Origin of the sequence: Plantactinospora sp. B5E13, assembly GCF_039871775.1 — a bacterium.
In the GTDB taxonomy this organism is placed as follows: Bacteria; Actinomycetota; Actinomycetes; order Mycobacteriales; family Micromonosporaceae; genus Plantactinospora.
In genome coordinates this window covers 284,457-306,256 of the sequence record NZ_JBDPLT010000001.1, presented here as the reverse complement: position 1 = coordinate 306,256, position 21,800 = coordinate 284,457, and the positions used below count along the sequence as shown (strand labels likewise).

15 protein-coding genes are annotated in these 21,800 nt (G+C 72.5%); 11 read left to right on the top strand and 4 right to left on the bottom strand.

The annotated features are described in order from the left end of the window. Positions 1-166: 166 nt before the first annotated feature. Positions 167-1,594, bottom strand: coding sequence for a UDP-glucose/GDP-mannose dehydrogenase family protein (locus tag ABGB05_RS01275; RefSeq protein ID WP_347651209.1), 1,428 nt, complete (start codon positions 1,592-1,594; stop codon positions 167-169). Positions 1,595-2,133: 539 nt separating this feature from the next. Between ABGB05_RS01275 and ABGB05_RS01270 the strand changes: the two genes are divergently transcribed. After that, positions 2,134-5,007, top strand: a complete 2,874-nt coding sequence (locus ABGB05_RS01270; RefSeq protein WP_347651208.1) for a M14 family zinc carboxypeptidase — start codon at positions 2,134-2,136, stop codon at positions 5,005-5,007. Between the two features lie 62 nt (positions 5,008-5,069). Here ABGB05_RS01270 and ABGB05_RS01265 read toward each other — a convergent pair whose 3' ends face one another. Next, on the bottom strand, positions 5,070-5,843 hold the full coding sequence (locus tag ABGB05_RS01265; protein WP_347651207.1) for an SDR family oxidoreductase: 774 nt from the start codon (positions 5,841-5,843) through the stop codon (positions 5,070-5,072). 195 nt (positions 5,844-6,038) lie between these two features. Between ABGB05_RS01265 and ABGB05_RS01260 the strand changes: the two genes are divergently transcribed. From ABGB05_RS01260 to ABGB05_RS01250, 3 genes are all read left to right on the top strand, one after another. Beyond that, a complete protein-coding gene (locus ABGB05_RS01260; protein ID WP_347651206.1) occupies positions 6,039-6,491 on the top strand; it encodes a hypothetical protein in 453 nt (150 codons plus the stop codon). 9 nt (positions 6,492-6,500) lie between these two features. After that, complete coding sequence (locus ABGB05_RS01255) at positions 6,501-7,010, top strand: hypothetical protein (protein WP_347651205.1); 510 nt, start codon at positions 6,501-6,503, stop codon at positions 7,008-7,010. Positions 7,011-7,145: 135 nt separating this feature from the next. After that, complete coding sequence (locus tag ABGB05_RS01250; protein WP_347651204.1) at positions 7,146-8,318, top strand: acyl-CoA dehydrogenase family protein; 1,173 nt, start codon at positions 7,146-7,148, stop codon at positions 8,316-8,318. Between the two features lie 46 nt (positions 8,319-8,364). On the opposite strand, the gene ABGB05_RS01245 is transcribed toward ABGB05_RS01250, so the two are convergent. Next, on the bottom strand, positions 8,365-9,357 hold the full coding sequence (locus tag ABGB05_RS01245; protein WP_347651203.1) for a helix-turn-helix domain-containing protein: 993 nt from the start codon (positions 9,355-9,357) through the stop codon (positions 8,365-8,367). A gap of 271 nt (positions 9,358-9,628) precedes the next feature. Between ABGB05_RS01245 and ABGB05_RS01240 the strand changes: the two genes are divergently transcribed. The 6 genes from ABGB05_RS01240 (at position 9,629) to ABGB05_RS01215 (ending at position 16,181) form a co-directional block, all read left to right on the top strand. Continuing rightward, positions 9,629-10,039 carry a hypothetical protein gene (locus ABGB05_RS01240; RefSeq protein ID WP_347651202.1) on the top strand — a complete coding sequence of 137 codons (411 nt, stop codon included), beginning with the start codon at positions 9,629-9,631 and terminating at the stop codon, positions 10,037-10,039. 27 nt (positions 10,040-10,066) lie between these two features. Further along, the gene (locus ABGB05_RS01235) at positions 10,067-10,534 is read left to right on the top strand and encodes a hypothetical protein (RefSeq protein ID WP_347651201.1); all 468 of its coding nucleotides are present in this window, start codon (positions 10,067-10,069) and stop codon (positions 10,532-10,534) included. A gap of 17 nt (positions 10,535-10,551) precedes the next feature. After that, positions 10,552-11,058: a hypothetical protein gene (locus tag ABGB05_RS01230; protein WP_347651200.1), complete on the top strand. Its 507-nt coding sequence runs from the start codon at positions 10,552-10,554 to the stop codon at positions 11,056-11,058. 334 nt (positions 11,059-11,392) lie between these two features. Further along, on the top strand, positions 11,393-12,742 hold the full coding sequence (locus ABGB05_RS01225; RefSeq protein ID WP_347651199.1) for a hypothetical protein: 1,350 nt from the start codon (positions 11,393-11,395) through the stop codon (positions 12,740-12,742). Between the two features lie 179 nt (positions 12,743-12,921). Continuing rightward, positions 12,922-14,934, top strand: coding sequence for a S8 family serine peptidase (locus ABGB05_RS01220; protein ID WP_347651198.1), 2,013 nt, complete (start codon positions 12,922-12,924; stop codon positions 14,932-14,934). Beyond that, positions 14,931-16,181 carry a S8 family serine peptidase gene (locus tag ABGB05_RS01215; protein WP_347651197.1) on the top strand — a complete coding sequence of 417 codons (1,251 nt, stop codon included), beginning with the start codon at positions 14,931-14,933 and terminating at the stop codon, positions 16,179-16,181. The genes ABGB05_RS01220 and ABGB05_RS01215 overlap by 4 nt, the downstream gene beginning before the upstream one ends. Before the next feature lie 15 nt (positions 16,182-16,196). On the opposite strand, the gene eccCa is transcribed toward ABGB05_RS01215, so the two are convergent. Then, a complete protein-coding gene (gene eccCa / locus ABGB05_RS01210; RefSeq protein WP_347651345.1) occupies positions 16,197-20,177 on the bottom strand; it encodes a type VII secretion protein EccCa in 3,981 nt (1,326 codons plus the stop codon). 222 nt (positions 20,178-20,399) lie between these two features. Here eccCa and eccD point away from each other — a divergent pair, with 222 nt between their 5' ends. Continuing rightward, positions 20,400-21,797: a type VII secretion integral membrane protein EccD gene (gene eccD / locus ABGB05_RS01205; protein WP_347651196.1), complete on the top strand. Its 1,398-nt coding sequence runs from the start codon at positions 20,400-20,402 to the stop codon at positions 21,795-21,797. Positions 21,798-21,800 lie beyond the last annotated feature (3 nt).

The window sequence follows — 21,800 nt, the reverse complement described above, 5'->3', positions numbered from 1 at the left end:
GCCCAAGCCGGGCCGGCGTTGAACAGCCCCCGTTCGCGTGTGAATCCGCCTGAGGAGATCCTAAGAGTCCGGCCGTGGACCACGCGGGGTCCACGGCCGGCAAGTCGGAGTCGAATTTATGTCCGTCGGCCTCCCGGGCGACCGGGCGGCGTCGGATCGGCGGTCCTTACGGCCGGCCCATGCCCCGGTAGTCCCAGCCCGCCTGGGTCCACAGTGTCGAGTCGAGGCAGTTGCGCCCGTCCACCACCCGGCGGCCGGCGACCAGGTCACCGAGGACCACCGGGTCGGCGTTGCGGAAGTCGGCCCACTCGGTCAGTACGCAGACCAGGTCGGCACCGCGCGCCGCGTCGTTCATGCTCGGCTCGTACGACAGCTCGGGCCGCTCCCGTCGGGCGTTCTCCATGCCCTGCGGGTCGTACACGTGCACGTCGGCACCGGCCTTGGCCAGCGCGGCGGCGACGGCGAGCGAGGGGGCGTCCCGGACGTCGTCGGAGTTCGGCTTGAAGGTGGCGCCGAGGACGGCGATCCGGGTGCCGGAGAGGTCGGGGCCGGCCGGACCGTAGCGGCGGCCGAGCAGTTCGGCGGCGAGCTGCAGCACCCGGCTGCGGCGGCGCAGATTGATCAGGTCGACCTCGTGCAGGAAGCGCAGCGCCTCGCCGGCGCCGAGTTCCTGGGCCCGGGCCTGGAACGCCCGGATGTCCTTGGGCAGGCAGCCGCCGCCGAAGCCGACGCCGGCCTGCAGGAACCGGTTGCCGATCCGGGGGTCGTAGCCGATCGCCCGGGCGAGCTGGGTGACGTCGCCGCCGGCGACCTCGCAGACCTCGGCCATCGCGTTGATGAACGAGATCTTGGTGGCCAGGAAGGCGTTCGCGGCGACCTTGACCAGCTCGGCGGTGGCGAAGTCGGTGACCACCAGCGGGACCTCCCGGTCCTCGGTGGCGGCCAGGTCGAAGACGCCCTTGTGGGCGGCGTAGAGCATGCCGTTGGCCCACTCGCTCTTGACCCCGACCACGATCCGGTTGGGCCGGAGCACGTCCTCGACCGCGAAGCCCTCCTGCAGGAACTCGGGGCTCCAGGCGACCTCGACGCCGAGGTCGGCCTCGGCGTGCTTGCCGACCAGCTGCTCGATCCACTCGGCGGTGCCGACCGGCACGGTGGACTTGCCGACGATCAGCGCCTTGCGGGTGAGGTGCTGGGAGAGGCCGGTGACGGCCGCCTCGACGTACGACAGGTCGGCACCCATCCCGTCGGCCCGCTGCGGGGTGCCGACGCAGATGAAGTGCACGTCGCCGAACTCGGCGGTCTCGGCGATGTCGGTGCTGAACCGCAGCCGGCCGGCGGTCAGGTTGCGCTTGAGCAGCTCGTCCAGGCCGGGCTCGTGGAACGGGACCTCACCGCCGGCCAGCTTGGCGATCTTCTCGGCGTCGACGTCGAAGCCGATCACCTCGTAGCCGAGCTCGGCGAAACAGATCGCGTACGTCGCGCCCAGGTAACCGGTGCCGAGGAAGGTCAGTCGCGGGCGGGAGGCGCCGGAGGGCGGGGTCACCGCGGGGATCGCCGGCATGGGTTGAGTGCTCGGGTACGGAATCGTCACGCCTGTGTTCTCCGCTCGCGCTTGGCGGCGCTACGTTGCGTCGCGGTCGGGAGGTCGGCACCGCCAGGACAGCGCCGATGTCGGACATTGTGGGCCTTGTACACCTCGGTGTCGCGCCTGCGTGGCCGGCGAGTCGGCCGCCGACGCGGGCGACGACAAGCGCTGAGCCTACGCGGAGGCCGCTGCCCGGCGCACGTACGGTCGGCATCTTCACAGCCGGACGACCGGTCGGGTGGGGCGACCCCCGGCCGGCGGGCCGAGGGGGTCATCCGCCGGGCTACCGACGGGCGGCTGTCCGGTTGCTCCCTGACTGTCACGTCGAGTCCAGATCTGCCGGGGCGGGGACCGGCTGGTGGGTGCCGCGTGGTGACGGGGTGTCGAGTTGGTGGTGACTGCTTCCATCGCGTTTTGCCCGCTGGGCCGGTTTGTAACCAACCCCGGCGCGACTGCCCGCTTTGGGATCTTGACCGGATGAAATCGCTGCTCATAGGCTCCGAGCCACTTTCCCCCCAATCCCCCAGAAGGGACCTGAACTTCAGATGACAGTTCCGAAGTTCTCCCCGACGACCCCCACAGAACCCCCGAAGTCGGTCGTCGGCCGGAGGCTGGGCGGCGCCGCGGCCGCGCTGCTGGTCGCCCTGCCGCTGCTGCCGACCACTCCCGCCGCCGCCCGACCGGCCGACCCGACCCCGACCGCCGCCGCCACCGCCCGGCACGGCGGACCGGGGTGCGACACCGACCCGACCACCCGACTCGCCGGCGTACCGAGCCCGGAGGCGTACCTCGGCTTCCCGCTCGGCGTCGGCCAGGAGCGGATGGTCACCGACGACGAGATCCGGTCCTACCTGCGGGCGGTCGACACCGCCTCGGACCGGGTGGTCACCGGCAACCTCGGCGACAGCGTGCTCGGCCAGTCGATGCCGTACGCGATCGTCTCGGACTCCCGGCACCTGCGCGGCGACAACCTGCGGAAGATCGCCGACGACATCCGGGACCTGCGCGACCCGCGGCGTACCTCGGCCCGGACGGCGGCCCGGACCGCCGCCGACAGCCCGGCGATCGTCTGGATCACCGGCAACGTGCACGGCGGCGAGAAGTCCGGCGCCGACGCCGCGCTGAAGACCCTCTACGAGCTGGCCGCCGGCCTCTCCTGCGAGGTACGCCAGCGCACCGACAACCTGGTCACGATCATCGTGCCGACCCAGAACCCGGACGGCCGGGACGCCAGCCGCCGGCAGAACGAGTACGGCTTCGACCTCAACCGCGACTGGTTCGCCCGGACCCAGCCGGAGACCGACGCCAAGGTCGAACTGCTCCGGCGGTACCCGGCCCAGGTCTTCGTCGACGCCCACGAGATGGGCGGCGACGAGTACTTCTTCCCGCCGAACGCCGACCCGATCCACCACGAGACCCCGGGCGAGGCGGTCGACTGGATCAACCGGATCGGTGCCGCCAACGCCGCCGGTTTCGGCTACAACGGCGCCTGCACCGACACGGTGACCAGCGAGTGCTACTTCAACTACGACACCTACGACCTGTTCTTCATGGGGTACGGCGACACGGTGCCGACCACCGGCTTCGGCGCCGCCGGGATGACGTACGAGAAGGGCAGCTCGTCCGCGGTACCGGACCGGGTGCAGCAGCAGTTCCACACCCAGTGGGCCACCCTCGGCTGGGCCGCCGCGAACAAGCGGGAGGTCCTCACCGGCTACTACAACATCTGGCAGGACGCCCTCGCGCAGGGGCGGGCCGGCACCCTGGAGCCGAACGAGGTCGTCCAGCCGACCAACGAGGTCCAGTTCCCGGTCCCGGACGTCACCGTCCGGTCGTACTTCCTGCTGCCGGACCGGCAGCTCGGCGACGTACGACGGCTGGTCGAACGGCTTCGCGGGATGGACGTCGAGGTGTACGAGCTGACCAAGCCGGTCAAGGTACCGAACGCGAAGATCTTCGGCGGGCGGTCGGCGAAGAACCTGACCGTGCCGGCGGGGGCGTACTGGATCCCGATGGAGCAGCCGCAGAAACACTGGATCCAGGCGGTCATGGGCGAGGACCCGTACGTGCCGTTCCCGTACTTCTACGACGTCTCGTCCTGGAGCAACCCGCTGCTGATGGGCGTCAACACCGTCTACACCGGTGACAGGCTCGCCCCGAAGGCGCACCGGGTCCGGGACATCGAGGGCGGCCGCGCCTCCGCCGCACCACGACACGGCTCGTACGCGTACCCGCTGGACTCGGCCGCGGCGGCCGAACTGACCTTCGCGCTGCTCGACCAGGGCGTCGAACTGCGCCGCGACCAGCGGACCGGCGTCGTCACCCTGCCCACGACGGCGCTGACCGGCGCCCGGGACCGGCTCGCCGAATCCCTCGGCGTCACCCTGACCGCCGGCCGGTCCCGCCCCACCGGCACGGTACTGCGTCGGCCCGACGTCGGCCTCTTCGCCGGCACCGGCATCTCCACCACCTCCGGCTCGCACGGCGAGGCCCGGTACGTCCTCGGCGAGCGCTGGGGACTCGACCTCACGCCGGTCAGCACCGCCGACATCAACGACAACACCCCGGCCTTCACCGGCCGCGACGTCCTGCTGGTGCCGGACGGCAGCAATCCCACCGGTGGGCTCACCGCCACCGGCCAGGCGAACCTGCGAGCCTGGGTGGCGGCCGGCGGCACCTACCTCGGGCTGCGTAACCAGGGCACCCGGATGGCCCGGGCGGCCGGCCTCACCTCCACCGTCGAGGTGCCGAAGCCGACCGGCTACCAGGTGATCGGCTCGCACCTGCGGGTCGACGTCGACCGCCGCAGCCCGGTCGGGCTCGGACGGCCGGCCGAGGACTTCGAGTTCAACAACGGCGACTCGATCCTCAGCCCGTCCAGCACCGGGACGAACGTGTTGACGTACCCGGCCGACCAGCGGTTCTGGCTCAACGGCTACACCGTGCACGCGGACGTGCTCAGGGGCACGGCCGCGCTGGTCGACGAGCCGACCGGAGCAGGACGGGCGGTGCTGTTCGCCTTCAACCCGCTGTTCCGGGCGTACAACGAGTCCGGCCTGCACCTGGTGGCCAATGCCCTGCTCGCCCCGACGGGCGCCACGGTCGCGTCGCCGGACGCCCGCTCGACGGCGCCGACGGTCGACCCGGCCCGGGCCGCCGCCGCGGCGGCGCCCACCCCGGAGAACCTGGGCGGGGAATGGCGCCCGATCACCATCCAGGTGTCGAGCACCGAACTGAACCGGACCCGGTCCGTTGTCGCCCGGTACACCGGTGACGTCCGGGTCGCCGAGGTCGACGGTTCCGCCTACCTCACCATCCCCAACCCCGACGGCCTCACCGCCGACGAACACCCGTTCCTGCGCGACCTCGTCCGCGACCTGCGCGGCGCGGCGATCCCGCTCCGCTCCCTCACCGCCTGAGTGGACGGAAGGGTCCCTTCCCTGGGTAGGAAGGGACCCTTCCGGACAACCCGGCGCCGGGGTCAGATGGTGAATCCGCCGTCGACGTTGACCGTCGCCCCGGTGACGTAACGCCCGTCCGGGCTGGCGAGGAAGGCCACCACGGCCGCGACGTCGGCCGGGTCCGCGAAGTGTCCCAGCGCGGTGAAGCCGTTGATGGTCTCCGCGTTCGGGCCGTCGGCCGGGTTCAACTCGGTGTCGGTCGCGCCGGGGTTCACCAGGTTGACCGTGATCGCCCGGCCGCCCAGTTCCCGGCCGAGTGCCTTGGTCAGGCCGATCATCGCGGTCTTGCTCGTCGCGTACAGCGAGAAGCCCGGGAAGACCGCCCGCTCGGCCATGTTGCTGCCGATGTTGACGATCCGCCCGCCGGCCGACATGTGCCGGACCGCGGCCTGCGCGGCGACGAACGGCGCCCGGACGTTGACCGCCATGGTCTGCTCGAAATCGGCCAGGCCGAGCTGCTCCAACGGCCCGAGCAGGAATGCCCCGGCGTTGTTGACCAGGATGTCCAGCCGACCCCACTCGTCGGCAACCCGGTCGACCGCGGCCACCACCGCCGCCGGGTCGGCACTGTCGGCCTGGATCGCCAGCGCCCGCCGTCCCATGGCCCTGACCTGCTCCACGACGTCGTCGGCGCGGTGTTTGTCGTGCTGGAAGGTGAACGCCACGTCGGCGCCCTCCCGGGCCAGCCGGAGCACCACGGCGGCGCCGATACCGCGCCCCCCACCGGTGACCACGGCCACCCTGCCGTCAAGCTGGTTCTTCGTCATCTCGTGGTTCAGGACTTCGTTGTTCATGATGAAGAGCCTGGTCGACGGCGACCCGTACGTCTGGCGGCGATCGGACGTCGCGTCGACCGCCCGGCTGGGCGCCCGGTATCGCGATCGCCTCCGGGCCGTCGGCGTTGGCGGAGGCGGCGCCGCGGGGCAGCCTCGTCGGCGACCGGGCCTGGCTGGGCGCTGCGGGGGCGGATCGGCGCCGACGGCCCGGAGGTGCTGCTCCACGACCGGCACGGGCTCTGGGAGATTGGTGACCGGAGCCGGATCCGGCTGCTCTACGGCAGCGACGTGCCGGGACACCGGGTGGCGCTCGTGCTGGTCCCGCTCCGGTTCGGCCTGCTCACCCGGTGGAGCTACGTCTGGTACGCCGGCCCGGCCGGCGCCGACGCCGGGCAGATGCGCTACGCCGGGCACAGTGCGGGTGGAGACAGTCTGGTCGAGATGTTCATGCGGGTCGACGAGAACGGCGGAGCCGGGGTCGCGGTGGTGGTCGCGCCGACCGGGGCGACGGTGGACATCGGTGGCGAACCCCGCTACACGCCGGCCGGAACAGTGGAGTTCGCCCAGCTCGCCACCCCGGACGGCAGCGGGGTCGGTGTGTGTGGTGTCGGGGGGTACCGGCATGATGCACGTCACTGGCGGCCCTCGGCCTCCGGCCAACAGTGAGGAGCCATCGTGTCCGCTGCGGTTCCGGTCTCCGTCGTCTCCGACGGACGCGCCGATTTCGATTTCATCTTCGGCAGGTGGTCGGTGCACAACCGCAAGCTCGTCGACGGTACCGATCCGGACTGCGACGAGTGGGTGGAGTTCGGCGCGGTCTCGCAGGTCGAGCCGGTGCTCGGCGGGCTTGGTCACGTCGACCGGATGTCCGCCGAGGCCCCGCCGGGCGGCGAACCGTTCGAGGGTTTCACGCTCCGGCAGTTCGATCCCGAGGCGCGGGTGTGGCGGATCTGGTGGGCGTCGAGCCGGCGTCCGGGTCATCTCGACGCTCCGATGGAGGGCTCCTGGAGCGACGGGCTCGGCCAGTTCTTCTGCGACGAGATCCTGAACGGTCGTGCGGTGAAGGTCCGCTTCCAGTGGGTCAGCAACAGCCCGACCAGTGCGCGTTGGGAGCAGGCGTTCTCCTACGACGGTGGCGCCACCTGGCGGACCAATTGGATCATGGACTTCTCCCGGCTGGAGTAGTCGCGGCCAGGGGCGCCGGGCGGGCGTCGCGCGGACGGAGTCGGGTGCCCGGGGGTGCCAAAGCGTGGTTACCCACGAGTATCCTCGGGGAGCCGGCCGGGCAGCCGCCGGCGACGAGCGACGGGGAGGGCCGCGATGAGCAGTGCCGGGTCGGAGTTCGACGCGTACCAGGTGCCCGAGGAGCACCAGGCGATCCGGGAGGCGGTCCGCGAGGTCTGCGACGCGAAGGTCGCCCCGAACGCCGCAGTGGCGGACGAGACCGGCGAGTTCCCGAAGCAGTCGTACGAGGCACTGCGCGCCGCCGACTTCCACGCCCCGCACATCCCCGAGCAGTACGGCGGAGCCGGCGCCGACGCGCTCGCCACCGCCATCGTGATCGAGGAGGTGGCCCGGGCCTGCGCCGCGTCCAGCCTGATCCCGGCGGTGAACAAGCTCGGCACCATGCCGCTGCTGCTCGCCGCCTCCGAGGAGTTGAAGCGCCGCTACCTACCGCCGGTGGCCAGCGGTGAGGCGATGTTCTCGTACTGCCTCTCCGAGCCGGAGGCGGGCAGCGACGCGGCCTCGATGACCACCCGGGCCGTCGCGGACGGCGACCACTACGTGCTGAACGGCGTCAAGCGCTGGATCACCAACGCCGGGGTCTCCGAGTTCTACACCGTCTTCGCGGTGACCGACCCGACCGCCCGCAGCCGGGGCATCTCCGCCTTCGTGGTGGAGAAGTCCGACCCGGGGGTCAGCTTCGGGGCACCGGAGAAGAAGCTCGGGATCAAGGGATCGCCGACCCGCGAGGTCTACCTCGACGACGTACGGATTCCGGCGGACCGGATGATCGGCGCGCCGGGCACCGGCTTCGCGACCGCGATGCGGACCCTGGACCACACCCGGGTCACCATCGCCGCCCAGGCGGTCGGGATCGCGCAGGGCGCGCTCGACTACGCCATGGGGTACGTCAAGGAGCGCAAGCAGTTCGGCACGCCGGTCGCCGACTTCCAGGGTGTGCAGTTCATGCTCGCCGACATGGGCATGAAGCTGGAGGCGGCCCGGCAGTTGACGTACGCGGCGGCCGGGAAGTCGGAGCGCGGCGACGCCGACCTGACCTACTTCGGGGCGGCGGCGAAGTGTTTCGCCTCGGACGCCGCGATGGCGATCACCACCGACGCGGTCCAACTCCTCGGCGGGTACGGCTACACCCGCGACTACCCGGTCGAGCGGATGATGAGGGACGCCAAGATCACTCAGATCTACGAGGGCACCAACCAGGTGCAGCGGATCGTCATGGCCCGGCAGCTCATCAAGGGCGTCAGCTGAACTGTCTTCCCAGGCAATACCGATTCCCTGAACGGCGCAGGTCGGCTTATTGCCCCATCGTTGCCTGCAGGTGCCGGCCGCGGAAGTCTCGTGGCGGCATGCCGTACGCGGAGCGGAACGTACGGCTGAAGACCGCCGCATCGGGGTAGCCCCATCGACTGGCGATCTCGTGGATCGGCGTGCTCAGCATGGCGGGGTCGGCGAGGTCCCGGCGGGCCCGTTCCAGGCGCTGCTGGCGGATCCACGCGGCGACGGTGGCCTCCTCCGTTTCGAACAGCCGGTGCAGGTAGCTGACGGAGATGTGGTGTGCGGCGGCGATGCTGCCCGCGGTCAGGTCCGGGTTATGGAGATGTTGCTGGATGAACGCCCGGATCCGCAGCATCAGGGTCCGGCGGTGGGTGTCGGGGGGAAGTATGCGTTCGGCGTCGAGCGTGTGGGCGAACAGCGCCGACACCAGGTCGACCAGGACCGCGCCCAGGCGAGGTCCGTCGGCGGGTCGGTAAATGTCGGCCTCGGCGCCCAGCCGGATGGCGAGTCCCATCACCAGCGCCCCGAGCCCGTGCTGGCCCGGCAACCGCCGGGCCAGGAGCTTTTCCACCTCGCGCTCGGGCAGCGGTAGCAGCGACTTGGGGATCCTGAGCCCGATCGCCTCGATGGGTCCAGCGCCGCCGCCGAACAGGTGACAGTCGAAGGGCCGGGACATGTCGGCGACGTACAGGTCGTGTTGGCGGTGTATGGCATGCTCGCCGGCCTGATCGATGCCGATCGCCCCGTCCAGGATGAGCGAGAGATGGTACATCTCGGGAGCGGACTGCCGGGCCAGCTTCGGGGTGCGGTGGCACCGCATCGGCTGTATGGTCGTCGGCCACACCTGGGTGGCGCCAAGGCGCAGAATGCGCGCACGTGCCTGGAAGTCAGCTGCGTGATCGCTGGTCATCCGCATTGGTGCTGCCAGGTTGGTCATCTGTTCACACCAGACCCCGAACCGCTCGGCCCTGGGAACATCCTCGGTCCGGAACATGGTGATCTCGACCATCATCAGCCCCCGTCGCTGGTCCCCGCCCTGTCGTTCCTGCCTATCACGCATTGACGATCATCATCAATATATTGCGACTCGACCGGCCTGACGCATTTCCGACTCACTCGGGCCTCGAGTGGTCCACGGCGCCGGGGTCGGCGTAGACATATTGTCAGACATCTGTGCGTCCCCGGTGCCAACGACTCCTCTCGCGAACTCCGGAACTCTGGGCAGGGAAGGAAATGAACCGCGCGGACGTCTGTTCCCGCGATCGACCAGAGGAGATCACCTCATGCAAGTAGCCCGCAGAGTGTCGGGCGCCCTCGCCATGTCACTGGTGACGGGTGCGATGTACACCGTCGCGTCGGCGGTGCCGGCCGCCGCCGATGTTTCGGCGTCCCCACGACAGGGTGGTGGCGTCGGGCCCGCCGCAGTCGAGATGACGTTCACGGTGAGCACCGGCGGCCCGGCGACGAACATCCGCAGTTGTGCCCAGCTGAGTTGCGGCGTCGTCACGACGATCTCGAACGGCACGTTCGTCACCGTCGACTGTCAGAGGCGCGGCGAGACCGTCACCGGCAACCTCGGCACCAGCGCCGTCTGGGACCGGATCGTCGCCTTCAACGGCCCGATCGGCTTCGCCTCGGACACCAACATTCGGACCGGGTACGACGGGTTCCACCCCGGCCTGCCCCGTTGCTAGCCCCCAGACGACAGAGGAGAAAGCACCATGCCTCGATCCACCCTCCGCCGCCGCCTCGTCGGGTTGCTCGGCGTCCTGGCCGCAGCCAGCCTCGCCCTGCCGCTGACCGCCACTGCCACGTACGCCAGTGACGGCGGATCGACCGGCCGGGCTGCGGCCGTCACGGCACCTGCGGAGCGAGCCGCCGCCGGGCCGTCGGCCGGTACGCCCGACGACGGCGACCAGGTCGCCGCCCTGGTCTTCCAGGTCAACACCGGCGGCCCTGCCATGAACCTCCGCAGTTGCCCCCGGCTGAGCTGCTCGTCGGATCTGCAGGTCCCGAATGGGGGCTACGTCACCGTCGACTGCCAGACCCTCGGCGACACCGTCACCGGTTACTACGGCACGAGCGCCATCTGGGACCGGGTGCTCTCCGGAATGACGTACTTCTTCGCCTCGGACACCAACATCCGGACGGGGTACGACGGGTTCCACCCCGGCCTGCCCCGCTGCTGACAGAACGGAGACCAACCATGCTGGCAACGTCACGTCCGCTCGCACGGACCGATGCCCCCCGGCCGGTACGGCGCTCCCAGCCACGTGCCGTACTCGGTGCGGGCCTGATTCTCCTACTGGTCGCGCTCGGCGTTGTTGCGGCTCCCGGCCCGGCCAGCGCGCACGCCAAGCTGAGCCCCGGAGGCAGCTGCCCGGGTTCGGAGCTGAGTCCGCACCGGGACTTCTTCAACGGCCAGGTGTCGGTCTTCGTCTACTATTCCAGCGCCAACGGGGGGACGAACTGCGCCTGGGCCCAGAAGAACGTCGGTCGGGGCACCGCCCAGTACCTCAACGTGGGGATCGGGGTCTGCCCAACCGGCAACCCCGGCTTCCCGTGCGAGCCGGTCGACTTCGATGACGACCGGAACGCCTGGGAGTACTACGCCGGACCGGTTCGGGTGGACAACACGGCCGGGCGGTGCATCATGATCTGGGCCGAGTACCTCGACCAGGAACGGACCATCGGTCCGGTGCACTGCGGTTGAACCCTCCCGGGGCGGCCGACGAGGGACGGTCGGCTACGGTCCACACCAGCCCGGTCGGGGGACATGACCTCGCCCCCGACCGGGCTCGGCGGACGACCCCGAGATCGACGGATGCGGTGCCTCGGGCGGCCGCGCCGTTGCATTATCGGATCGGTGGACGTATCGAACCAGTATGGGGTCCGCAGTTAGTTGGTACTCCAACGTCACTTGATCTTTCGGTTGGTTCGCTGACCGAGTCTGCGTTGGTGGTGCGCGCTGATCGGCGGCCGGCACGACTCGCGTACCGTCTGGGCGGACCTGCGGCGGTCTGCGGACTGGGGAGGACGGTGCGGGTATGGGCAGCGCGGTCACGGCCCGGCCTGGTCGGCACGGGTGGGGCGGGAAAGCACGTTCCCGCGCCGCCACGGGGCACCTGCGCTCCGGGGCCGTCCTGCTGTTACTCGCCACCGTCCCGCTGATCGGGGCGACGTCCGTACCCACGCCGGTGCTCGCCGCGTCGACCCCGGCTCCCACCCCGCGGCAGACCGGTCCGGCGGTCAGCCCAGGCGTGCCCCGGTACTACGTGGTCGGGGCGCCCCGGGACGGTGTGCGCGAGCACCTGTACCAGATCGCGGTGCGGACCCTCGGCGACGGCAACCGGTTCCGGGAGATTTTTGAACTCAACCGGGACCGCCACCAGCCGGACGGCGGTCGACTCGACGATCCGTTGTCGGCGTTGCGTCCGGGCTGGATCCTGCAGCTGCCCCCGGACGCGGCCGGCCCGGACGTCCGGATCGGTCCGCTTCCGTCGCAGTCCCCGACGCCGCCGGAGCGGTCCGCCGACGGCGGGGGAGCCGGATCGTCCGGCGGCGGTGCGACCCCGTACCTGATCGGTGCCGCCGGTCTGCTGGTGATGTCGTTGTTGATCGCGTGGGCGCTGCGGCTGCTCCGCCGCGGTCGTCGGTCACGGAACGGGGCCGAGCCGGTGGCGGCCGAGTCCCCGGACGTCGAGCCGGTGACGGCCCACTCTCCGGACGTCGGGCCGGTGGCGGTGCCGGCCGCGGCCGGGCATGGGGCCGCCGGGCCGGCTGCCGTCGTACCGGCGCCGCGTGGGCCCGCCCCTGAGGGTGGTCCGGCATCGACCGCGCGGCCGGCGGTGGACACGTCGTCGGGGCGGGTGCTGGTCGACCTCCAGCCGTTGGCCGGTGACCCGCCGAACCGGCTCAACGTCCGTCTGCTCGGGGTGAACTCCGAGGGCGCCGGCGCCCCGTACGCCTGGCTCGGGAACGAACCGCTCCCGGCGGCGACGATGCCGGTCGTGCTCGGGCGGCAGGACGGGTGGCGGTTCTTCGTCGACCTCGGCGCCGCGCCGGACGTCTTCACCGTCAGCGGTACGCCGTCGGCCGCCCGCCGGGTCGCCCTGGCCCTCGCCGAGCAGCTCCACGTGGCCGGCGTGGCGGTGACGGTCGTCGGGGACGCGCTCGGTGCCGAGGTCCCGGCCGGCTACCGGCGGCTGGCGACGTTCCCACTCGACGATCACGACATCGCGTCCCTGGCCGAGCCGGGCGTCCTGATCAGCGGCGGACTCCGGGGTGCCGAGCTGGCCGCCGCCCGGGGACTGGCCACCCGGACCCGGCACCGGGTGGTGCCGCTGCTGGTCGGCGAGGTACTGCGGGGCCGCTGGTCGGTGCGGGTGACCGGATAGCCTCCGGTACTCCAGGCGTCACAGTCCGCCGTGACTCCGGGCTACGCAGTCCGCGATGCCACTTTTCCGCATCCGAATTGAACCGGACGGCGGTCGGCACCGTCGTCGGGACGAGGGTTCCGGTTGGGCTGACCGCGAGGCGGAGCGTGGGCGTGTCGGGAAAGCGGAGGTGGGCATCCGTGTGGTCGAGGCTGCGGGTCCTTGGCAGTCTGCTCGGCTGCGTGGCCCTGGTGGCCGTACTGACCCAGATGGCCGGCCCGGGGCAGCCGGTGGCCGCGGTCGCGCCGGAGCTGGCCCCGGTGGCCGCGCCGGCCGCGCTGTCGCCGGCACCGACCCCGCCGACCGGCGACGGCGACTACGTCAAGTACTACACCGTCCCGGTGCCGCCCCAGGATGCTCCAGAGAGCCTGACCTCGATCGCCGGGCGGCTGCTCGGCGCGCCGGGGCGGGCGGAGGAGATCTACCGGCTCAACGTCGGACGGCGACAGCCGGACGGCGGGGCGCTGACCGACTCGAAGCAGGTCCGGGCCGGCTGGTCGTTGGTGCTGCCCTGGGACGCGTACGGGGACGGGGTGCGGATGGGAATGCTGCCCACCGAACCTCCGGCGTCGCCCACCGAACCTCCCGTGTCGCCCACCGTCCCGCCGCCCTCGGCCGGGGCGCCCCCGGTGCCGCCCCACGGGCCGGCGACCACGCCGCCCACCACTCCTGCCAGCTCTGCGAGCCCTGGCGGTCCGGCCGGTCCGACACCTTCCACCTCAGCCGGCTCGGGCACACCCACGACCCCGGCGAGCCCCGGTCGGGACGGCTCCTCCACGTCGCCCGGCACGTGTACAAACTCGGTACCGTCCCGCCCGGACTCCGGCTGGGCCCGGGACCGGATGGCGGCGGACCAGGCCTGGGGTCGTACCCAGGGTGAGGGCGTGCTGGTCGCGGTGGTCGACTCCGGAGTGGACGCCAGCGTGCCGGAGCTGAGCGGCCGGGTCGCGCTGGGCGCGGACATCCCGACCGGACGCGGCCGGGGCGACGTCGACTGCCTGGGCTCGGGGACCGCGATGGCGAGCATCCTCGGTGCCCGTCCGACCGGATCCGACGCGGCCCGGCGCGACCAGGTGGTCGGGATGGCGCCCGGCGCCACCATTCTGCCGCTGCGGGTGGTGGCGGAGGCGCCGCAGGCCAAGCCGGCCGACTCCGCCACCGCGATCGAGGTCGCGGTCACCGCCGGCGCCCGGGTAGTCGCGCTCGGTGGTTTCGTGGACCTCGCGGACAACGCCGTGCAGGACGCGATCCGCTCCGCGGTCGCGCACGACGTCGTGGTGGTGGCGGGCGCACCGACCGTCGCCGGCGGCCCGCCGCCTCCGACGTCGGCAGCACCGGACGGCTCGCCCACCCCGGCGCCGGCAGCCCTGGACGGCCTGCTGCGGGTCGCCGGCGTCGGCCCGGACGGGCAACCGGCGTCGAACTACCGACCGTCCGGTGTGGACGTCACCGCACCCGGCATCGACGTGGCCACCCTCGGCGCCGGAAGGTCCGGGGTACGGGCCAGCAGCGGCTCCCAGTACGCGGTCGCGTACGTCGCCGGGGCGGTGACCCTGGTCCGCTCCGCCTTCCCGAACCTGAACGCGGCGCAGGTGGCGCACCGGATCAAGGTGACCGCAGACCGCGCCGGTCAGGACGGCCCGGATCCGGCCGTCGGCTGGGGAATGGTCAATCCGAATGCCGCGGTGACCCTGGCGCTCGCCGAGGAGGCGCCACCCCGACCCGCCGAGACCGACGGCTTCGGCCCGGTGCGGATTCTCACCATCTCCCTGCTGGTGGTGGTGGGACTGGCCGCCGCCGCGGTACTGACCCGACGGGCACCCGCCCCGGCGGAGGCCGCCGCCCGCCTGCTCGTGATCGGTGGCAGGAGGCGGCGTACCGGCGGGGCGGGAACCGGACCGGACGGCGGCGACACCGGTACCGCCGGCCCGTCGATCCCGGACGACGACGGGCGGAACCCGGCCGGTACGGACTCCGGCGCCGACAGTGGCAGCGGGACGGCGGTCGACGGCGTACCCGGGACCCCGAAGCCCGCCGGCACCAGCCCGGACGGCGGCACCGAACCCGGGCCGGACAGCGGCACCGGCACCGGGCCCGGGCAGAGTACGGGGGAGCCGGGAACCGACCCGGCCGGGCCCGCCGCCCGCGCGTGACCGTGCAGGTCCGACGTGCGGCCCGGCTGACCGTCGCGGCGCTGCTGCTCGTCGGCGGTACCGGCGTGCTGCCGTCGCCGCCCGCCCGGGCCGGTGCCGGAACACCAGGTGCGGTGAACCGGATCGCGGTGGCCCGGTACGCCGTGGCGGAACCGCCCGGGCTGCCCCAGGTCACCAACGGCACCTGCGTGGGCGAGTCGCCGACCGTGGCCCAGCACACCCCGTGGGCGCTGGGTCGGACGGCGCCGACGGACGTCTGGCCGTTGAGCAGCGGCGAGGGCGTACTCGTGGCGGTGGTCGACACGGGGGTCAGCGCCGCCGCCTCCGGGCTGACCGGGGCCGTCCGGCGTGGCACCGACGTGGTGCGTGGGGGCCGGGCCGACCAGGACTGCATCGGTCGAGGTACCGCGTTGGCCGGCATCGTCGCGGCGCGGCCGGTCACCGGAAGCGTGTTCGTCGGGGTCGCACCCGGCGCGACCGTACTGCCGATCCGGATCGTGGACGGCAGAGGAGAGGTGGCGACCGGGGCGATCGCCGCCGGGATCCGGGCGGCGACGGCGGCCGGAGTGGACGTGATCCTGCTCGGCGTCGGCACCCCCGAGCCGGACGCGGAGCTGCGTGCGGCGGTACGGGCGGCCGTCGCCCGGGACATCGTGCTGGTCGCCAGCGTCTCCGACGTGAAGCCGTCGACAACCGGGCAACCGCCACCACCGTGGTATCCGGCCGCCGACCGGAACGTCCTCGCGGTCGGCGGCATCAACTCGAAGGGCGTACCCACCGAGAAGTCGCCGGCCGAGGCTGGCGTGGACCTGCTCGCACCGGCGGAGGGCGCGGTCAGCGTCGCGCCCCGGGGCACCGGCCACTTCGCGGTCGGCGGGCCGGCGGTCGCGGCGGCGTACGTCGCCGGAGCCGCCGCACTGGTCCGCGCCTACCATCCCCGGCTCTCCGAGGCGGAGGTGCGACGTCGACTGGAGTTGACCGCCGAGCACCCGCTCGGCGAGTGGCCGGCACCGGGGGTCGGCTACGGCACGCTCGACCTGTACGGCGCGATGACCGCGCTCGACCTCGCGGACACCCCCCGGTCGGTGGAGCAGGCGGCGTTCGTCCCGATCCCGGCCAGGGCACCGGCCGACCCGGCGAAGACGGTCGCCGGGTGGGTCGCGGCCGGCATCGTCGGCGCGGCCGGCGTCGGTTACCTGTCGATGCTGACCGTCCGGTCGGGCCGGCGCCGCCGCTGGCGCCCCTGAATCCGACCGGGCGACCTACGCCGTGGCGGGTTGCGCCGGGGACGAGCCCACCGGCTGTTCCGCCGACTCCGCCGGGTCGCTCCAGGCGGTCTGGACGAGCCGGGCGCCCCGCCGGGTACAGAGCAGCGCCCGGCCCGGTGGCAGGTTCCGCGGCTTGGTGTTGCCGATCAGCGGCCCCTCGTTCGGCGGACAGGAGAGCGCCACGTCCGGGCTGTTGGTCTCCTGGAGCCGGCGGATCAGCGGATCCATCGACATCCGCATGACGTTCGCCGCGCCCCGGGTCAACACCAGGTGGAAGCCGATGTCCGCGCCCTGCGACAGGTAGGGCATCAGCGGCAGCAGCGGGTTGTCGTGCCCGGCCAGCAGGTCGTAGTCGTCGATCAGGACGAACAGTTGCGGGCCGGTCCACCAGTCCCGGCGGCGCAGCTGCTCCGGCGTCACGTCGGAACCGGGCACCCGGGGCCCGAGACCGGCGACCGCGTCCGCCACGGTCTCCCGGGTCGAGTCGAGGGAGACCGAGTAACCCAACCGGTACGGCTCCGGTACCGCGTCGAAGAGCTGCCGACGGTAGTCGACGATCATGACCCGTGCCTCGGCCGGGGTGTACCGGCGTACCACCGACCGGGCGAGGTGGCGCAGCAGGTTCGTCTTGCCGCTCTCGCTGTCGCCGAGCACAGTCAGGTGCGGCAGGTCGCCGAAGTCGTGCCAGACCGGCTGCATCCCGGCCTCGTCCAGACCCAGCGCGACCCGTACGTCGCCGTGCGGCTCCGGCAGTGTGTCGGCGGGCAGCACCGCGGGCAGCGTACGCACGGGCGGGGCCGCCGCACCGGTCCAGAACTCGCCGACCATCGCCGCCAGCGCGCGTACCCCGTCGCTGACGCCGGCCGGGTCGGCGACGCCGTCGATGCGCGGCAGCGCGGCCAGGAAGTGCAGCTTGTCGGCGGTGAGACCCCGGCCGGGAGACTGCGGCACGGTGGCGGCCATCCGCAGGTCGATGGTGGAGTCGACCGGGTCGCCGAGCCGCAGTTCGAGCCGGGTGCCGATCTGGTCGCGCATCGCGTGGTGCACCTCCGACCACCGGGACGCGGTGAGCATCAGGTGGACGCCGAAGTTGAGGCCCTGCGCGGCGATCTGCCGGACGGCCGGCTCCAGCGCCTCGAACTCCTGCCGAAGGGTGAACCAGCCGTCGACCACGAGGAAGACGTCACCGAGCGGGTCGTCGCCGACCCGTCCGTCCGCCCGGAGCCGCCGGTACGTCGCCATGCCGTCCACGCCGAGGTCGGCGAAGCGCCGCTCCCGTGCGGTGATCAGCCCGGTCACCTCGGCGACGGTGCGGTTGACCCGGTCGGTGTCGAGCCGGCCGGCGACGCTGCCGACGTGCGGCAGGTCGGCGATCGCGCCGAGCCCGCCACCGCCGAAGTCGAGGCAGTAGAACTGCACCTCGTACGGGGTGTGCGTCAACGCCAGGCTGCTGATCAGCGTACGGAGCAGGGTGCTCTTGCCGCTGCGTGGTCCACCGGCGATCCCGACGTGCCCGCCGACGCCCGACAGGTCGGCGACGAGGAGATCCCGGAGCTGCTCGAACGGCTTGTCGACAAAACCCACCGGGGCGGCGAGCCGACTGTTCCCGGGCCAGCCGGCGGCGGTGAGCCCCCGGTCGGGGTCGGGCACCAGGCTCGGCAGCAGTTGGTCCAGGGTCGGCGGGGTGGCCAACGGCGGCAGCCACACCTGGTGTGCCGGCGGTCCGTGGTCGACGAGCTGCTCCACCACGACGCTCAGGACGCTCCGGGTGGCCTCGGGGCCGGGTCCGTCCGCCGGCACGTCCGCAGGCACGTCCGGGGTGTTTGGCTCGGTCGGCCGCGGCTCCGGCCGCCGGTGCGGCACGTGGTCGAGCGAGTACGGCACCACCTGCTGCTGCACGATCTCCTGCCGGACCCGGACCGTGGTGCTGCGGTACGGACCCGAGACGTAACCGGCCTTGAACCGGATCAGCGTCGACACGTCGGTCCGCAGGTACCCGTTGCCCGGGGCCGGTGGTAGCTCGTACGCGTCCGGCACCCCGATCACCGACCGGGACTCCAGCACCGAGAAGGTCCGCAGCCCGATCCGGTACGACAGGTGCGACTCGAGCTGGCCGATCCGCCCGTCGTCGACACGCTGACTGGCCAGCAGCAGGTGCACCGCGAGGGATCGACCGAGTCGGCCGATCATGACGAACAGGTCCATGAAGTCGCGGTGGGCGGCGAGCAGTTCGCTGAACTCGTCGACCACGACGCAGAGGGTGGGCAACGGGTCCAGGACGGCGCCCTGGGCCCGGGCCCGCTCGTAGTCCAGCACCGAACTGAAGCCGCCGGCCTGGCGGAGCAGCTCCTGGCGGCGGACCAGTTCACCGTGCAACGCGTCCTGCATCCGGCCGACCAGGGCGGCCTCGTCGGCCAGGTTGGTGATCACCGCCGAGGTGTGCGGCAGCTGGTCGAGGCCGAGGAAGGTCGCACCGCCCTTGAAGTCGACCAGGACGAAGTTCAGCGTCTCGGAGGAGTGGGTGGCGGCCAGCGCCAGCACCAGCGTACGCAGCAGTTCGCTCTTGCCCGATCCGGTGGCGCCGATCAGCATGCCGTGCGGCCCCATCCCGCCGAGCGCGGACTCCTTGAGGTCCAGCTCGACCGGGTTGCCGTCGGCGTCGACGCCGATCGGTACCCGCAGCCGCTGCCCGGCGGACCGGGGCGCCCAGAGCCGCTCCAGGTCGAGCTGGCGCAGGTCGGGGAGGTGCAGCAGGGTGCCGAGGTCGAAGTCCGACTTCAGGTTGTCCGCCGCGGTCTCGGTGACCACCCCCAGCCGGTACGGCGACAGGGTCCGGGCCAGCGCGGCGGCCGCGGCCGGGCCGATCCGGTCCGGGGTGGCGAGCCGGTTGCGTACCTCGTTGCCGACCCGGTCCTGCCGCAACATGACCAGGTCGTCGCCGTCGACCGCCAGGCAGAGCGCACCCTTGCCGGCCGCCGGCGTCGGGTCGTCCAGGTCGACCAGGACCGCGTTGCGGTAGCCGGCGGTCGCCATCCGGCTGCCGTTGCCGAGTCGCCCGCCGTCCCGCAGCACGACCACGAACGGCTCGTCCCGGCTCGGCGTGGTTCCCGACTCGTACCGGGGTCGGGCGGCGAAGCTCTCGCCGAGAAGCTGCTCCACCTGCTCCACCGTCGCCGCGACCAGTCGTACCGCACCCGCCGCGTCCTGCTCGGTCGGGTGCTGCAGGTGCGGCAGCCACTTCGTCCACTCCCAGGCGGTCACCCCGTCGTCGGCGACACAGAGCACCAGCCGGACCTCCTCCGGGGCGTGGAAGGTCACCAACTGCGCGAGCAGGGCCCGTACCACCGGGCGGGTGTACGCCTTGTCGCCGGCCAGCCGGATCTGTGCGAACCCGCGCAGGAAGAGCGCGATCGGCTGGTCGGAAATGGTGGTGTAGGCGCGGATGAACCGGCGCAGGGACTTCGCCGCCAGCGGCTCCAGGTCCTCGACCGGCTTGGTCTGCATCGGGGTGATCCGCACCGCGAGCCGCTGCTCCCCGGTGCCGACCCGGACCTCCAGGAAGTCCGGGTGGGTGGGCCGGCGTTCCCACCGGCGCGACGTCATCGCCAGCGACCAGAGCGAACGCGGGTCCGGGTGCTGCCAGTCGTTGGCCTCGCGCTGACGCAGGACGTGCTGGCGTACCCGGCGGCGGTTCTGCGCGAGATACCGCAGGTAGTCGCGGCGGTCGGCGCCGAGCCGGGTCCGACGTTCGACCCCGCCGACCGCGAACTGGGCCACCACGATGCCGATCAGCGCCACCGCCAGCAGGGTCAGCACGATCCAGGTGAACGCGCCGCCGCTGCGGTTGATGAAGAGCAGCACCATGACCCCGGACATCAGCGCCACGGGCAGCACCATCATCGCCTGCCGCAGCCCGTTGCGCTGCTGCTCGGGCAGGCCCGGCGGCTCCTGGAGGCTGATCTCGCCGGAGGGCATCTCCGGGCCGGCCCGGCGGGCCGGGCGTCGGAACAGCACCGTACTCAAGGGGCAACCCTCCACGTCGCGGGCGGTTCGCCCGGATCCTCAGGTCGGGTCGGGCCGTCGGATCCGACCGGCCCGCCCCTGCTACGACGGATGCGGAGCCGATTCGGGTCAACCGGCCCGGAGGGTGGTGGAGGGAAATTTGAACCGACGGCGGGCGTGAGCCGTCGTGGGGGCGTGAGCGTCGCCGCCCCTGCGGAGATGTGCCGACTCGTGGTGGTGGGACCGGGTCGGCAGATCGAGGTAGCCGTACCAGCGAACGTGCTGGTCGCCGACCTGCTTCCCGCGCTGCTGCACCATCTCGGCGAGAAGCTTCCCGACGCCGGGCTGGCGCACGGCGGCTGGGTGCTGCAACGGCTCGGCGGTCCGCCGCTGGACGAGGAGAGCACACCGGCCCTGCTCGGACTCCAGGACGGCGAGACCGTCCACCTGCGACCCCGCTCGGACCAGCTTCCTCCGGTGCACTTCGACGATCTCGCGGACGGACTCGCCACCGGCGTACAGTCCCGGTCCGGGCTCTGGCGGCCCGAGATGATCCGCTGGGCCGCCCTGGGGGTGTACGCGGTCGTCCTGGCGCTCGGCGGCGCCGTGCTGGCCATGCCCGGGCCGCCGCTGGCCCGGACGAGCTGCGCCGCCGCCGTCGCGCTGCTCTGCCTGGCCGGCGCCTTCGGACTCACCCGCGCTGCGGCCGACCGGGGATTCGGCCTGGTGACGGCGGTGGGCGCGATCGGGTACGCCGGCCTGGCCGGCCTGATCGTGCCCGACCTGCACCGGGCCGGCGCGGCCCTGGTCGTCGGCGCGCCGCAGGTCTTCACCGCCTCGGTGGCCGCGCTGACCACGGCGGGGCTGGCCGCCGCGCTGGTCGGCCGGGCGGGACCGTTCTTCGCCGCGGTCGTCTCCGCCGGGCTGCTCGCCGCCCTCGGATCGGGCCTGGCCGCATACGTGCCGCTGGACGCGGGGCAGGCCGCGGCGGTGATCGCGGTGACCGCGACCGTGGCGACGATCCGGGTACCGCTGCTCGCCTTCCGGCTCGCCCGCATCCACCTGGCGCCGCTGCCGACCGAGCCGGAACACCTCCAGGAGGAGATCGACCCGGAACCGAGCGAGCAGCTGATGGCCCGGACCGCCGTGGCCGACCGGTACATGACCGCCCTGTACGCCGGGATGGCGGCGGCCGTCGGGACCTGTCTGGTCCTGCTCGCCCGGACCGGCGGCTGGGCGTCCTGGACCCTGCTCGTCCTGGTCGCCCTGGTCCGGCTGCTGGCCCTGCGACCGATGACCAGCGGCTGGCACCGGCTCGGGCACGCCGTGCCGGCGGTGGCGGGGCTGGTCGCGCTCGCCCTGGTCGGTGCGGCGTCGGCCCCGACAGCGGTCCGGCTGATCCTGCCGGTTGTCGTACCGGCGCTGGCCGGCGTGCTGCTCTTCGCGATCGGGCGCTGGCTGCCCGACCGTCGGATCATGCCGTACTGGGGGCGGACCGGTGACGTGCTCCAACTCGTCTGCACCGTCGCCCTGCTGCCGGTGCTGCTCGCCGTCCTCGGCGCGTACGCCGCCGCGCGGGCACTGGCGGGGTGAGCC